Annotated in this window: 14 protein-coding genes; 10 read left to right on the forward strand and 4 right to left on the reverse strand. The window is 71.3% G+C overall.

Features of this window, described 5'->3' with window-relative positions; translation table 11 throughout:
• Positions 1-131 precede the first annotated feature (131 nt).
• On the reverse strand, positions 132-986 hold the full coding sequence (locus ACH4VX_RS28790; RefSeq protein ID WP_398371378.1) for a class I SAM-dependent methyltransferase: 855 nt from the start codon (positions 984-986) through the stop codon (positions 132-134).
• Positions 987-1193: 207 nt separating this feature from the next.
• Between ACH4VX_RS28790 and mshA the strand changes: the two genes are divergently transcribed.
• The 3 genes from mshA (at position 1194) to ACH4VX_RS28805 (ending at position 3956) form a co-directional block, all read left to right on the forward strand.
• A complete protein-coding gene (mshA, locus tag ACH4VX_RS28795; protein WP_398371379.1) occupies positions 1194-2531 on the forward strand; it encodes a D-inositol-3-phosphate glycosyltransferase in 1338 nt (445 codons plus the stop codon).
• Positions 2524-3045, forward strand: a complete 522-nt coding sequence (locus ACH4VX_RS28800) for a YbjN domain-containing protein (protein ID WP_398371381.1) — start codon at positions 2524-2526, stop codon at positions 3043-3045. Before mshA ends, ACH4VX_RS28800 begins: the two co-directional genes overlap by 8 nt.
• A gap of 110 nt (positions 3046-3155) precedes the next feature.
• Positions 3156-3956, forward strand: a complete 801-nt coding sequence (locus ACH4VX_RS28805; RefSeq protein WP_398371382.1) for a hypothetical protein — start codon at positions 3156-3158, stop codon at positions 3954-3956.
• A gap of 52 nt (positions 3957-4008) precedes the next feature.
• Here the strand turns inward: ACH4VX_RS28805 and ACH4VX_RS28810 are convergent, their stop codons facing one another.
• A complete protein-coding gene (locus ACH4VX_RS28810; RefSeq protein WP_398371384.1) occupies positions 4009-4815 on the reverse strand; it encodes an AraC family transcriptional regulator in 807 nt (268 codons plus the stop codon).
• On the opposite strand from ACH4VX_RS28810, the gene ACH4VX_RS28815 reads away from it, so the two are divergent.
• From ACH4VX_RS28815 to ACH4VX_RS28825, 3 genes are all read left to right on the forward strand, one after another.
• A complete protein-coding gene (locus tag ACH4VX_RS28815; RefSeq protein WP_398371385.1) occupies positions 4814-5281 on the forward strand; it encodes a DUF2000 family protein in 468 nt (155 codons plus the stop codon). The two genes, ACH4VX_RS28810 and ACH4VX_RS28815, sit on opposite strands and share 2 nt — an antisense overlap.
• Positions 5282-5293: 12 nt before the next feature.
• Positions 5294-5803: an HAD domain-containing protein gene (locus tag ACH4VX_RS28820; protein WP_398371387.1), complete on the forward strand. Its 510-nt coding sequence runs from the start codon at positions 5294-5296 to the stop codon at positions 5801-5803.
• A gap of 159 nt (positions 5804-5962) precedes the next feature.
• A complete protein-coding gene (locus ACH4VX_RS28825) occupies positions 5963-7306 on the forward strand; it encodes an FG-GAP repeat protein (protein ID WP_398371389.1) in 1344 nt (447 codons plus the stop codon).
• A 187-nt stretch (positions 7307-7493) separates the two neighbouring features.
• Here the strand turns inward: ACH4VX_RS28825 and ACH4VX_RS28830 are convergent, their stop codons facing one another.
• Entirely contained in the window at positions 7494-8477 is a 984-nt protein-coding gene (locus ACH4VX_RS28830; RefSeq protein ID WP_398371391.1) for an alpha/beta fold hydrolase, read from the reverse strand.
• A gap of 351 nt (positions 8478-8828) precedes the next feature.
• On the opposite strand from ACH4VX_RS28830, the gene ACH4VX_RS28835 reads away from it, so the two are divergent.
• The 4 genes from ACH4VX_RS28835 to ACH4VX_RS28850 all read left to right on the forward strand — a co-directional run bounded on the left by ACH4VX_RS28835 (position 8829) and on the right by ACH4VX_RS28850 (position 11098).
• Positions 8829-9251 (forward strand): hypothetical protein, encoded by a 423-nt coding sequence (locus ACH4VX_RS28835; RefSeq protein ID WP_398371393.1) that lies wholly within the window; start codon positions 8829-8831, stop codon positions 9249-9251.
• 219 nt (positions 9252-9470) lie between these two features.
• Positions 9471-10283, forward strand: coding sequence for a LamG-like jellyroll fold domain-containing protein (locus ACH4VX_RS28840; protein ID WP_398371394.1), 813 nt, complete (start codon positions 9471-9473; stop codon positions 10281-10283).
• Between the two features lie 162 nt (positions 10284-10445).
• Positions 10446-10754 carry a hypothetical protein gene (locus ACH4VX_RS28845; RefSeq protein WP_398371396.1) on the forward strand — a complete coding sequence of 103 codons (309 nt, stop codon included), beginning with the start codon at positions 10446-10448 and terminating at the stop codon, positions 10752-10754.
• An 80-nt stretch (positions 10755-10834) separates the two neighbouring features.
• Positions 10835-11098 (forward strand): ribosomal protein L7/L12, encoded by a 264-nt coding sequence (locus ACH4VX_RS28850; protein ID WP_398371398.1) that lies wholly within the window; start codon positions 10835-10837, stop codon positions 11096-11098.
• A gap of 622 nt (positions 11099-11720) precedes the next feature.
• Here the strand turns inward: ACH4VX_RS28850 and ACH4VX_RS28855 are convergent.
• Positions 11721-12122: a hypothetical protein gene (locus ACH4VX_RS28855; RefSeq protein ID WP_398371400.1), complete on the reverse strand. Its 402-nt coding sequence runs from the start codon at positions 12120-12122 to the stop codon at positions 11721-11723.
• Positions 12123-12451 lie beyond the last annotated feature (329 nt).

Consider the following 12451-nt stretch of genomic DNA (forward strand, 5'->3'; position numbering starts at 1 on the left):
CCGTCAGTAACATACGGTCGCCCAGGGGATGCTGCCATGCCGACGCGCGAAACGACAGAGGGAGTACTTCCCGTGTCTCCCTCCCCGGCCTTCCCCGGCGCGGCGATCATCCCGTCCGTGTGACGAACGACTCACGGAGATCGTTCCCGCCCCGGGTGGCCGGGGAGTCGGCCCCGCGGGGCCAACGCCTCCCACCGCACCGTCACTTCCCCCTGCCGCCACCGCCCCGGTCCGTCCGTCACCGGCCAGTCGGCGGTGAGGTCCCGTACCGCCCGGATCCAGCGCTGCCGTGCGCCGTACGAGGCGTAGGGCGCGGCGGCGGCCCAGGCGCGGTCGAAGTCGCGCAGGAAGGCGTGCACCGGCTCGCCGGGGACATTGCGGTGGATGAGCGCCTTCGGCAGGCGTTCCGCCAGGTCGGAGGGGTGCTCCAGGGAGCCCAGCCGGGTCGCGAAGGTGACCGTGCGGGGCCCTTCCGGCCCGAGGGCGACCCATACGTGCCGGCGCCCGATCTCGTCGCAGGTCCCCTCGACCAGCAGTCCGCCGCGCGAACCCGTCGCCGGGTCGGCGGGGGCGAGCCGCGCGCACAGCCGCCGCCACACGGCGGCCACCTCGTCCTCGTCGTACTGGCGCAGCACGTTCGCCGCGCGGACCAGCACCGGCCGGCCGGCGACCGGGACCTCGAAGCCGCCGCGGAGGAAAACCAGCCCCTCGCGCTCGTACGGCCGTGCCGCCGCGACCCGGGCGGGTTCGATCTCGACGCCCGTCACGCGCGCGCGGGGCGCCACGGTGCGCAGCCGGTGCAGCAGTTCGACCGCCGTCCAGGGGGCCGCGCCGTAGCCGAGGTCGACGGCGACGGGATCGGCCGCGCGGCGCAGCTCCGCGCCGTGCGTGGCCGCGATCCAGCGGTCCATGCGGCGCAGGCGGTTGGGGTTGGTGGTCCCGCGCGTCACCGTGCCGACGGGTCGGGGGGCGGCGCGGACTGTCATACGGACGAGTATGCGGGTATCCGGGAGCGGTCCCGATGTGGGGTCACGCGGCCCGCTCTCGAACGGTTGAGCGACAAGCGGTAATGATTCGGTAAAAACCCGAACCGGGGACGCCGTCCGGAAATGGGGACGCGGTTTTCGGACGTTGACCTCGCCGAGGGACGCACACCCTCCGACAGCCATGCCCGCAGCGAGGAGGAACGCCACGTGAGCCAATACATCGCGAGGCTCGGGCGGCGCTCCCCCGCCGCGTCCCCACGTCTGCGGCTGCACCGCAGGCCCCGCCGCGTGGCGATGCTCTCCGTGCACACCTCCCCGCTCCACCAGCCGGGCACCGGCGACGCGGGCGGCATGAACGTCTACATCGTGGAGCTCGCGCAGCGCCTCGCCGCGATCAACATCGAGGTCGAGATCTTCACGCGCGCGACCGCCGCCGCCCTCCCGCCCACCGTCGAACTCGCCCCCGGCGTCCTCGTCCGGCACGTCGACGCGGGCCCCTACGAGGGCCTCGCCAAGGAGGAGCTCCCGGCCCAGCTGTGCGCCTTCACCCACGGCGTGATGCAGGCCTGGGCCCGCCACCGCCCCGGCCACTACGACCTGGTCCACTCCCACTACTGGCTCTCCGGCCACGTCGGCTGGCTCGCCGCCCAGCGCTGGGGCGTGCCCCTGGTGCACGCCATGCACACCATGGCCAAGGTCAAGAACGCCAACCTGGCCGCCGGCGACACGCCCGAGCCCGCCGCGCGCGTCATCGGCGAGACCCAGATCGTCGCCGCCGCCGACCGGCTGATCGCCAACACCGCCGAGGAGGCCGACGAACTCGTACGGCACTACGCGGCCGACCCCGGCAAGGTCGCCGTCGTCCACCCCGGCGTGAACCTGACCCGCTTCCGCCCCGCCGACGGCCGCGCCGCCGCACGGGCCCGCCTCGGTCTCCCGAGGGACGCCCTGATCCCGCTCTTCGCGGGCCGCATCCAGCCGCTCAAGGCACCCGACGTGCTCCTCCGCGCGGTGGCCGCCCTGCTCGGCGAACGCCCCGAGCTGCGCTCACGCCTCTGCGTCCCCGTGGTCGGCGGCCCCAGCGGCAGCGGCCTCGCCAAGCCGGAAGGGCTGCAGAAGCTCGCCGCGCGGCTCGGCATCGCGGACGTCGTACGGTTCTGCCCGCCCGTCGGGCAGGAGCAGCTCGCGGACTGGTTCCGCGCGGCGTCCGTGCTCGTCATGCCGTCCTACAGCGAATCCTTCGGACTGGTCGCCATAGAGGCCCAGGCCGCCGGCACCCCGGTGCTCGCGGCAGCGGTCGGCGGCCTTCCGGTGGCCGTGCGGGACGGGCACACCGGCTTCCTCGTCCAGGGCCACGACCCCGACGCCTACGCGCGCGTGCTGCGCGATTTCGCCGACCACCCGCACCTCGCCGACCGCATGGGCGAGGCCGCCGCCCGGCACGCCCAGTCCTTCGGCTGGGACACCGCCGCCGCCGCCACGGCCGACGTCTACACGGCCGCGGCCCAGGCCCACCGCCGTCACCTACGCTCGCAGCATGGCTGACAAGGCAGTGGAAGCAGAGCAGCAGCGCGCGGCGCGGGTCATCGAGGGCGTGCTGAAGGACACCGAGCTGGAGTGGGAGAGCCCCGCGCCCGGCTCGTACGTGGTGAAGCTCCCCGGCACCCGCAAGCTCTCCACGACCGTGTCCCTGATCGCCGGCCGGCACACGCTCTCCCTGAACGCCTTCGTCATCCGCCACCCCGACGAGAACGAGGGAGCCGTCCACCGCTGGCTCCTGGAGCGCAACCTCAAGCTCTTCGGCGTGAGTTACGCCGTCGACCCGCTCGGCGACGTCTACGTCACCGGCCGCCTGCCCCTCTCCGCCGTCACCGCGGAGGAACTCGACCGCCTCCTCGGCCAGGTCCTTCAGGCCGCCGACGGCAGCTTCAACACCCTCCTGGAGCTGGGATTCGCCTCGGCGATCCGCAAGGAGTACGACTGGCGGGTGTCGCGCGGGGAGTCCACCCGCAACCTGGACGCGTTCACGCACCTGCTGCGGCGCCCCTCGGACGAGTGACGACCGCGCAGGTCACCGCGGGGGCTCCGAACGGACGTGCGGTCGCGGGCTGTTAATCTGCCGCGATCCGGACCCCGGTCTCAGGGGTCCCGTGCATGAAGAGGACGTGCATGCGCACAGGCAGATCCGCACTCATGGCCGCGCTCACCGGAGCGCTCGCCCTCGGGGTGTGCACCGCGACGCCCGCACAGGCGGCCGACACCGGCGTCACGGTGTCGAACGTGGTCGTGAACAACGGCAAGCCCATCGTCGTGGGCATCTCCGAGGAGAAGAACCCCGGCGTCAGCTTCCGCATGACCTGGCCCGCGGGCTACTCGTCCGCCGACATCACCGCGTTCCCGCACCTGTACCACGAGACCACGGCCGCCAAGGGCGCGGAGAGCGGCATCCGCACGGGCCACGTCATCTACTACGACGACACCCCCCGCTCGGCGAACGTCGAGGGCGAGCTCTACATCGACCCCCGCTGGACCCTGGACTCCACCAAGGACGCCACCACCTGGAAGATCGCGGTCAACGTCCGCCTCTGGGCCACCGAGACCAAGGTCAAGGCCGAGGAGACCCTGACCGGCCTCGGCACGGTCCAGGTCAAGCGCGCCGCACGGGCCACCGTCAACGCCTCGCCGGAACCGGTCGCCAAGAACAGGACGCTCACCGTGACGGGCAGGCTGACCCGCGCCGACTGGGGAAAGGAGGCGTACGTCGGCTACGGCGACAAGCTGGCCAAGCTGCAGTTCCGCAAGGCGGGCACCAGCACCTACACGACGGTCAAGACCGTGCGGGCGAACTCCACGGGCGCCCTGAAGACCACGGTGAAGGCCACCACCGACGGCTACTGGCGCTGGACGTTCGGCGAGACGTCCACGACGGGCGGGGCGACGGCGGCGGGCGACTACGTCGACGTGAGGTGACGCGAGGGCGCCGCGGCCGCCGTCCGGGACCGGTGGCCCGCTCCCCCAGGGGCTACCGGCCCACCGCGCGGTAACGCCCCGGCGTGACCCCCACCAGCTTCCTGAAATGCCGGGTGAGATGCGCCTGGTCGTAGAACCCGGTGGCGACGGCGACCTCGCTCGGTGACCGTCCGTCCAGGAGCAGCCGCCGGGCGCGGCCGACCCGGCGGGACATCAGGTACTGGTGCGGCGCGATGCCGTACGCCCCGCTGAACGCCCGTACGAGATGCGCGGGATGGGCGGACAGCGTCCCGCCGGCCTCCGCCAGGCTCACGCCGTCCACGACCCGCTCGTCGAGCAGCTCCCGCAGCCGCCGCGCGAGCACGGGATCCCGCCGCCGTACGCTCTCCGCGTCGCGCCGTCGCAGATGTTCCCGCAACCGCTCCCCGACGAACGTCAGCCTGCTCTCGGCCTCCAGCTCGTCCCCGGGCCGTACGAGTGCGGAGTGCACCTGTCCGACGCGCCGCCGCAGCAGGGGATCGCGCAGATCGGGCCGGTCGACGGCGGCCCCGATGAGATCGTCGGCGAGATGGTGGCCGTCGAGGTACAGCACCCGCTTGCGGAAGCCGTCGGGGGTGGCGGGGGCCCCGTTGTGGGGGACGTGCGGCGGCAGCAGGGACACGGTGTCGTGCGGGGTGCCGTGCTCGTGCCGGTCGAGGTCGTACCGTACGGCGCCGTCGTCGACGATGAGCAGTGTCCAGGCGTCGTGGACGTGCATCGGGTACGCGTACTCGGTGAAGCGGGCGTGGAACACCTCGACGACGCCCGGAACACGGGGCCGCCAGGCGGAAACGGCCCGCTCGGGCCGCTCCGCGGCCATGCAAACAACGTACAAGACGCGGACGGGACCCGATCGGCAGTCTCAGTGCATGAGCACTCGCTTCGACACGAAGATCGCCGTACTGCTGCGCGAGGACCTGGAGCCCTGGCAACGCCTCAACGTCACCGCGTTCCTGGTCAGCGGCCTGGGCACCCGGCTCCCGGAACTGATCGGCGCACCCTACGAGGACGCGGACGACGTGCCGTACCTGCCGATGTTCTGCCAGCCTGTCCTGGTCTTCCAGGGCACGAAGGAAGTACTGAAGGCGGCCCACGCGCGCGCCCTCTCCCGCGCCCTGCCCCGCGCGGTCTTCACCTCCGACCTGTTCGCCACGGGCCACGACGAGGCCAACCGCGCGGCGGTCCGCGCCGTGGGCACGGCGGACCTGGACCTGGTCGGCCTGTCGCTCCACGGCCCGAAGAACGCGGTGGACAAGGTCCTCAAGGGCGCCCGCATGCACCCGTGACACGCTGACCGCATGAACAGTGCGCCCCGCCCGATCCTCTTCCTGGACGTGGACGGCCCGCTGATCCCCTTCGGGGAGGCCGCGCGGGGGCCCGCCACGGACGACGGGAACCCGCTGCTGGGCCGTCTCGACCCCGCGGTGGGCGCCCGACTGCTCGCCCTGCCCTGCGACCTGGTGTGGGCGACGACCTGGCAGCACGAGGCGAACGACACGATCGCCCCACGCCTGGGTCTGCCACGCCTGCCGATGGTGACCTGGCCGGACGACGGCACCCCCGCCCCGCGCGGCCTGCACTGGAAGACCCGCCGCCTCGCGGAGTGGGCCGGGCACCGACCCTTCGTCTGGCTGGACGACGAGATCGGCGGGACGGACCGCGTCTGGGTCGAAGCAGCCCACCCGGCCCCGGCCCTGCTCCACCGGGTGGACCCGGCGAAGGGCCTGACGGAGGCGGACTTCACGGCGGTGGAGGAATGGCTGTCGGCACCGGGGAAGCCCTTCTCCGCACTTACCCGACGGCGGTGAACCGTCCCCCGGCGATCACGGGATGCCCGGGGGAAGCCCGGCCGGGGGCGGTGCCGGGGGAACGCGCCCGCCCGGCGTACAACCATCGGGGATCCGCACGCGTCCAAGATCGCAGTGCAAGCGTCCGTCCGCAGGACGCTTCCGGGACCTCGGAGAACCATGCGATCCTCACGCCCCGTCCTCGCCACCGCGGCGGCAGTCGTGGCGGGCCTCTGTTCGCCGCTCCTCGTCGCTCCCACGGCCTCCGCGGCCCCGGCCAAGTTCGCGGACGACTTCAACGGCGACGGCTACCGCGACTACGCCTACGGACAGAGCGTCACCGACGCGGGCAACGACGGCTCCGGAACGGTCGGCGTCATCTACGGCACGGCCACCGGACCGAACGGCCGCAAGCAGAACATCACGCAGAACAGCGCGGGCATCCCCGGCGCCAACGAGTGGGACGACAGCTTCGGCAACGCGCTGGCGGCCGCCGACTTCAACCGTGACGGATACGGAGACCTGGCCGTCGGCGTCTACGGCGAGGACGTCGGCGCGAACAAGGAGCAGGGCGGGACCACGATCCTCTGGGGGTCCGCGTCAGGACTGTCCGGAGGCACCACCGTCCCGAACAAGGCGCCCGGGAAGTACGGCCAGATGGGACTCGACCTCGCCGCCGGGGACTTCAACGGCGACGGCAAGCCCGACCTGGCCCTGATCAACGACCGCACCGCGCACGTGTACACCGGCTCGTTCACCAGGTCCGGTTTCAGCGGCAAGGTCACCAAGCTCAGCAACGAGAGGGTCTTCGCCGAGCACCTGGTCGCCGGACGGGTCACCAAGGACACCGCCTCCGACCTCGTGATCATCGGCGCGGTGGACGGAGACCAGCACACCGTCACCGGAGCCTGGTTCATCCGCGGCGGGAGCACGCTCACCCGGGGCGCGACGTACAGGATGGGCACCGGCGAGGACACCAGCTGGGAGGTCGACGCCCAGATCGCCGACTTCAACAAGGACGGCTACGGGGACATCGCGCTCGGACACCCCAACGCCAACGGCAAGGGCGGCGTCCTCGTCTGGCGCGGCGGCTCCAGCGGCCCCGGCGGTGTCACCCGCATCAACCAGGACACCGCGGGCGTCTCCGGCAGCACGGAGAGAGGTGACCGCTTCGGCGCCCGGATCTCCGTCGGCGACGTCAACCGCGACGGCTACCCGGACCTCGCCGTCGCCGCCCCCGGAGAGGACCTCGGCACATACGCCGACGCCGGCGCCGTCCACATCCTGCGCGGCAGCGCCTCCGGGCTCACCGGAGCCAAGTCCCAGTTCATCCACCGTGACACCTCGGGTGTGCCGGGCGGCCTGGAAGCCGGCGAGTCCTTCGGCGAGGGGCTGCGTCTGCGCGACTCCGACCGCGACGGCCACGCCGACCTCTTCGCCGACTACCTCCGCCTGCGCGGCGCCTCCGGAGGCATCGTGACGTCCGGCGCCCAGCCCACGGTCTGGTCGTACTTCCTGCAGTAGAGCGTCGGCCGGCGGACGACCCGACGGAACCGGTGGCCGCGTACGCGCTCACGCCGACGACGAGGCGGCGCGGGCCGGACGCGGCTCACGGCATTCCCCGTGACAACCGGACTGCGACGCGACTGCGTCCGCGTACACGGGTACCCGGCGGAGGTGAACCGTCCGCCAGCCACGGGGTGCGAAGCCGTCACGAACGGGGCAGCGCGGCCAGCCACTCGACGAGGAGGCGGTTGACGTCGTCGGGGCGCTCCTGCTGGATCCAGTGGCCGCAGCCGTCGAGCAGGTGCGAGGAGACCAGGCCCGGCAGCGTGACCGGGAACGCCTCGATCGCGTCGGCCAGCCAGGTCATGGAGGCGTCCAGGGCGCCGCCGACGAACAGGGACGGCTGGGTGATCGGGGCGCCGTCGAACGCGACGAGGTCCTCCCAGTCGCGGTCCATGTTCCGGTAGCGGTTGAGCGCGCCGGTCATCCCCGTCCGCTCGAACTCCCCGGCGTAGACGTCGAGTTCCCGCTCGCTCAGCCAGCCGGGCAGCCGGCCCGCGGGGAACCGGTCGCGCATGGTCCCGCCCCTGCCGACGAAGTGCGGATCGGGAGCGCCGGGCGCGGGCGCGGTGTCGCCGGACAGCACCGCGTAGAGGCCCGCGAGCCAGCCCCGTACATCGGGTTCGATCTCCGCCTCGGCGCGGCCCGGCTCCTGGAAGTACGAGACGTAGAACTCCTCGTCACCGCCCATCCCGGCGAAGACGTCACTGGGCCGGGGACCGCCGCGCGGGGCGTAGGGAACGCTCAGCAGCGCCACCGCGCGGAACACGTCCGGTGCGACCAGGGCGGAACTCGCGGCGATGTTCGCGCCCCAGTCGTGCCCGACGACCACCGCGGACTCCTCGCCCAGGGCGTGCACCACCGCGACGTTGTCCTCCACCAGGGCCGTCATCCGGTACGCGTCCGTCGCGGCGGGCTTGGAGGAGCGCCCGTAGCCACGCACGTCGACGGCGACCGCGCGGTACCCCGCCGCGGCGAGGGCCGGCAACTGGTGGCGCCAGGAGTACCAGGACTCCGGGAACCCGTGCACGAGCAGCACCAGCGGCCCGCTTCCCTGCTCCGCGAGATGGATCCGCCCTCCCGGCGAGGAAATCAGCCGGTGTGTGATCTCTGTGGCTTTCTGGTGCATGCGCTCTCCTCCGGGCCCGGTGGTCTTCTGTGCCTCGATCATGCGGAAGACCGCCCCGGGGACCCGAGCGCGTTTGCCGGTCCGGCAAACCCCGGGCCCGACCACCGTTGGCTGATCGAGGCCTCGCCCGTTCGTGGACCGTCGTCCGACCCGCATCGAGCGCAAGAACGTCGATGAGTTCATGATGGACCTCATCGGCCTGGACGATCGTGTCCGAGCCAGGAGCCGGCCCGCCGACTTGCTCCGCTCCCGCCCTCCGCACTTCATCCTCAGGGCCGGCCGGTGGCTCCGCAGGTAGTCCTGCGGTGCCAGGACCGCGGCGATGTCAGTGGGGTCTCCCACAATGCCGCCATGAGCGAGCACTACGAGGTCGTCCTCTCCTGCTTCCTGCGTGACGACACCCCGGCCCCGGTACTGGCGGCCCTGCGCTGGCACATGGGCATGGACGACGACTGCCCGGACACCCTGGACCCGGACGGCCACCCCTACCCGCTGCTGCTCCCGGACGGCAACAGCCGCCTCCCCGGCGGCGACACCGTGTGCCTGCGCCGTACGGTGCAGGAGTTCACGGCCTCGGGAGACCGGTACGAATGGGAGCTGTTCGCCCGCAAGGACTGGGTCGACGACTTGACACTCCACCTCGACGCATTCCTGGAGCTGATAGCTCCGCACATCGCGAACAGCGGCTACGGCGGCCACATCCGCCACGTGTACGAGACCGAGGTGAAGCCCTTCCACTTCCACGACGGCACGTACGACCCCGTCGAGGTCTGATCCGAGCCGCACGGCGTGGACCTGGTGGGCCTGACCGACCTCGCAGCGAAGCCGTCAGCGAATCCGGTGGGTGACGACGGTGAGGACGGACGTCCCATCCGCTGGGCTTCGCCGGACAACGGTGCGTCAGGCGCAACGGCCAAAACTCCTTGCGTCTCAAGTGCCAAGGCCTGACGATCACTTCAGCATTCCGACCGGATTCTCGAAAAGTGGGGGAACATGAACGGCAGATACCGCGCCGCCACGGTGACGGCGGGAGCCCTCGCGCTCTCGTTCGCACTCGGTGGGATCCCTGGTACCGCCTACGCGGCGGACGAGGGGCCGGCCCCGGCGACGTCACTGAGCCGGGAGGGCTACTGGCCCCTGGAGGCGGCGCCCGGCGGAGCCGCACCCAACGTGGAATCGGGGGGCCTGCCGCTGACCCTGAACGGCGATGCCTGGATCTACCACAACGAGGACATCTTCGGGGACCCCGCACTGGTCGGTCAGGGCGATCTCAGGCTCGACGGCGACGGCGACTGGGCGGCGACGTCCGCGGCACCGGTCGGCGGGGACGGGAGCTTCACCCTCGCCGTCCGCGCCCGCCTGGCCGCGGCCGACGACAGGACGCAGACCGTCCTCTCCCTCCCGGGCGCGAGCACCGACCGCCTCGCGATCCGGTACCAGGCGGAAAGCGGCAAGTGGGAAGTGGTCGTGTCCACACGGGACGAGGCGAACGCTCCACAGGTCGTCATCGCCGAGGAGCAGACCCTGCCCAACGACAACCCCTACGACGTGGGCGAACACCTGGCCGTCGTCTTCGACGCCACCGCCCACGAGCTCCGCTTCTACGTGGACGGGCAGCTCTCCCACACGTCCACCGCCGTGGACACGACCTCGTGGACGGCCTCGGGCGGTCTCCAGGTGGGCCGTTCGGCGATCCACGGTGAGTACTTCGCGGGCACGGTGGACGAGGTGCGCGCCTACTCCGGCGTCGCGGACCCGACGAAGATCCAGCAGATGGCCGCCCTGACGGGCCTCCCCGACCTCTGAGCACCGCGCGGGCCGACCGTGCCCGCAGCTCCATGAAACCCGTACGGCACTCCTGAGCCCCTGCGCGCGGATCGCGGACCGTCCGCGCGCAGGGGCGGCTGAGCAGTCGTTGTCGCCCCCTGGCAGTTGCTGTGCTCCGCTGCTCCACCACAGGATCGGACGATGTCCCGCTCGATAGGCGCACATACCGCCGATCCGTGCCCCAAGTGCCGCGTCGAGGAAGTCCGTACCGGAAATCCTCCCTCCGCCCGGGGGCGGGACGTCGTCAACTACCGCTGCGACCGCTGCGGGCACACGTGGTTCCGCCCGGTGGAGGACGACCTGGACGTGTACGACACCGTCAGGGCGGACCTCCCGGACGCCACGCTCTACGGCACTGTCCGGCAGGTGGAGGACGACCGGATCCAGGTGCGCGACACGGACAGTGGCCGGATGCTGTGGGTCGACCTGTGGAGAGTCATCCTCTACTGAGACCCGTCCGGCCTGCGCCGCCTCACCATCGGCTCGGGTGCCGATCCGGGTGATGGTGGAGCCGCAGCATCCGGGGGTTCATGGCTGACGAGTACTTCTCGCCGGTGTGTGATGACGTGGTGCTCACCGACCCCGGCACTCGCACGCTGGACGTCGTCCAGGCCGTACGGCGGCTGACAGGGCTGAGCCTCTGGCACAGCAAGGTCCTGACAGTGCGGGTACCCGCCGTGATCCTCGCCGGCGTGCCGCAGGAAGACACAGAGGCGGCCACCACGGCTCTCCGCGATGCGGGAGCGCAGGCGGAGGTGAGGCAACAACCGGAGCCGGACTCCCTCGAACCCTGACCACGACCCGACCGAGCAGCAGACGACCCAAGAAACAACGAAAAGCCCCCTCCCGGCGGAGAACCCGCAGGCAGGGGGCTTGTTCGCGTCCGCTTACTTCTTCTTGCCCTGGGTCTTGCCGAGAATCGTGGCGACCTGCATTTTCCCTGATCAGAGGCAATGGGCCCGTGCGCCTGGTGGTCGTCGTTGGTCGTCATTGGCCACTGGCGAGCGGCCTCGGACGGCCCAGAGACGGCCCAGTTTTGTCTCGCTCGGCCGACGGGCGGCACTTTCGATGCGCCCTGTCTGGACCTCAGCCGACGACAGTCCGCCACGACGGCGGGTGCGCCAACCGATCACGCACGCGTGTGCCTCACTGCACCCCCACCGGCCTCAACCATGCTGCCTGTGCCGTCGACAGGAGCAGGTACCGACGGCCAGCGCCTGACGACGGCGGCCGGCCGAGCCCTCAGCTTGGGAAGCTGCGATCATTCACGGCTGGTTCCAGCGCTGACCTGGGTGAACGGCTTCGGTGCGGCCTCTTCGCGTCCGACAGCTTTCACCGTGGTTCCCCGCTGTTCCCCGCTCGATCTGGTGCGTTTGTGGTGCGGCGGTAGTACGACGCCCAGCAGGGTGCGCGTCCCTACCACTTCCGCCACTTGTCCGTGAGCTGGTGGCGGCCCAGTCCGTGGCGGGCGGTCAGCGCGACGACGTCGACGCCGTGCTCGGTGAGCGACTGGTCGATGTAGTCGCACAGCTCCTCGCGCTCGTCGGTTTCGAAGGCGCTTCCTTTGTGGGCTTCGTCCACCGCGTTGAGGGCCAGGACGACGCGCTGCACCACAGCAAAGACCTGCTCGTCGCTGGCATCGCCAAGTCCGGCAAGCTCGTCCTCGAAGGTATCGAGGACTGCATCGGTCGCCGTGAGCAGTTTCTCGGGGAACAGCCCAGCCATGCAGGCGCACTCGGGATCCAGGGTGCCAACGGCGATCTCCGCAGCTTCCTCCGCTATGCCGTGACGCCAGCTTGTAGTCGGTCTCTCAGCCATGGGCGGACCGTACAGGCCAGGACTGACAGCGAAGCCGACGTGACACGACCCCGGACACGACGAAGGGCCGGCCCGGGAGGAAACTCCTCCTGAGCCGGCCCTTCTGGCTGCGCCCCCGGCAGGATTCGAACCTGCGACACCCGCTTTAGGAGAGAGGCTGGTGCGTCGGGCCGGTGACCTGCGGCTTCGATGCCTGGTGAGATGTCCGGCAACTCGACTGTCAGAAACTCTTGTTGACCGTGGCTGACCGCTGCATCTGGCACGGCAGTGGCACGGGCCTCAGCCGGCGACAGCCAGCCACGACGGTGGGCGCACTGACCGACCAGGCG

The sequence above is a fragment of the Streptomyces sp. NPDC020731 genome, from assembly GCF_044334705.1.
Taxonomy (GTDB): domain Bacteria; phylum Actinomycetota; class Actinomycetes; order Streptomycetales; family Streptomycetaceae; genus Streptomyces.

Bases quoted from the DNA above. Each gene is read 5' to 3' on its own strand.
- ACH4VX_RS28825 (WP_398371389.1), top strand. From the start codon at position 5,963: ATGCGATCCTCACGCCCCGTCCTCGCCACCGCGGCGGCAGTCGTGGCG.
- ACH4VX_RS28815 (WP_398371385.1), top strand. From the start codon at position 4,814: ATGCAAACAACGTACAAGACGCGGACGGGACCCGATCGGCAGTCTCAG.
- ACH4VX_RS28835 (WP_398371393.1), top strand. From the start codon at position 8,829: ATGAGCGAGCACTACGAGGTCGTCCTCTCCTGCTTCCTGCGTGACGAC.
- ACH4VX_RS28820 (WP_398371387.1), top strand. From the start codon at position 5,294: ATGAACAGTGCGCCCCGCCCGATCCTCTTCCTGGACGTGGACGGCCCG.
- ACH4VX_RS28845 (WP_398371396.1), top strand. From the start codon at position 10,446: ATGTCCCGCTCGATAGGCGCACATACCGCCGATCCGTGCCCCAAGTGC.
- ACH4VX_RS28810 (WP_398371384.1), bottom strand. From the start codon at position 4,815: ATGGCCGCGGAGCGGCCCGAGCGGGCCGTTTCCGCCTGGCGGCCCCGT.
- ACH4VX_RS28800 (WP_398371381.1), top strand. From the start codon at position 2,524: ATGGCTGACAAGGCAGTGGAAGCAGAGCAGCAGCGCGCGGCGCGGGTC.
- ACH4VX_RS28790 (WP_398371378.1), bottom strand. From the start codon at position 986: ATGACAGTCCGCGCCGCCCCCCGACCCGTCGGCACGGTGACGCGCGGG.
- ACH4VX_RS28840 (WP_398371394.1), top strand. From the start codon at position 9,471: ATGAACGGCAGATACCGCGCCGCCACGGTGACGGCGGGAGCCCTCGCG.
- ACH4VX_RS28850 (WP_398371398.1), top strand. From the start codon at position 10,835: ATGGCTGACGAGTACTTCTCGCCGGTGTGTGATGACGTGGTGCTCACC.
- ACH4VX_RS28830 (WP_398371391.1), bottom strand. From the start codon at position 8,477: ATGCACCAGAAAGCCACAGAGATCACACACCGGCTGATTTCCTCGCCG.
- ACH4VX_RS28805 (WP_398371382.1), top strand. From the start codon at position 3,156: ATGCGCACAGGCAGATCCGCACTCATGGCCGCGCTCACCGGAGCGCTC.
- ACH4VX_RS28855 (WP_398371400.1), bottom strand. From the start codon at position 12,122: ATGGCTGAGAGACCGACTACAAGCTGGCGTCACGGCATAGCGGAGGAA.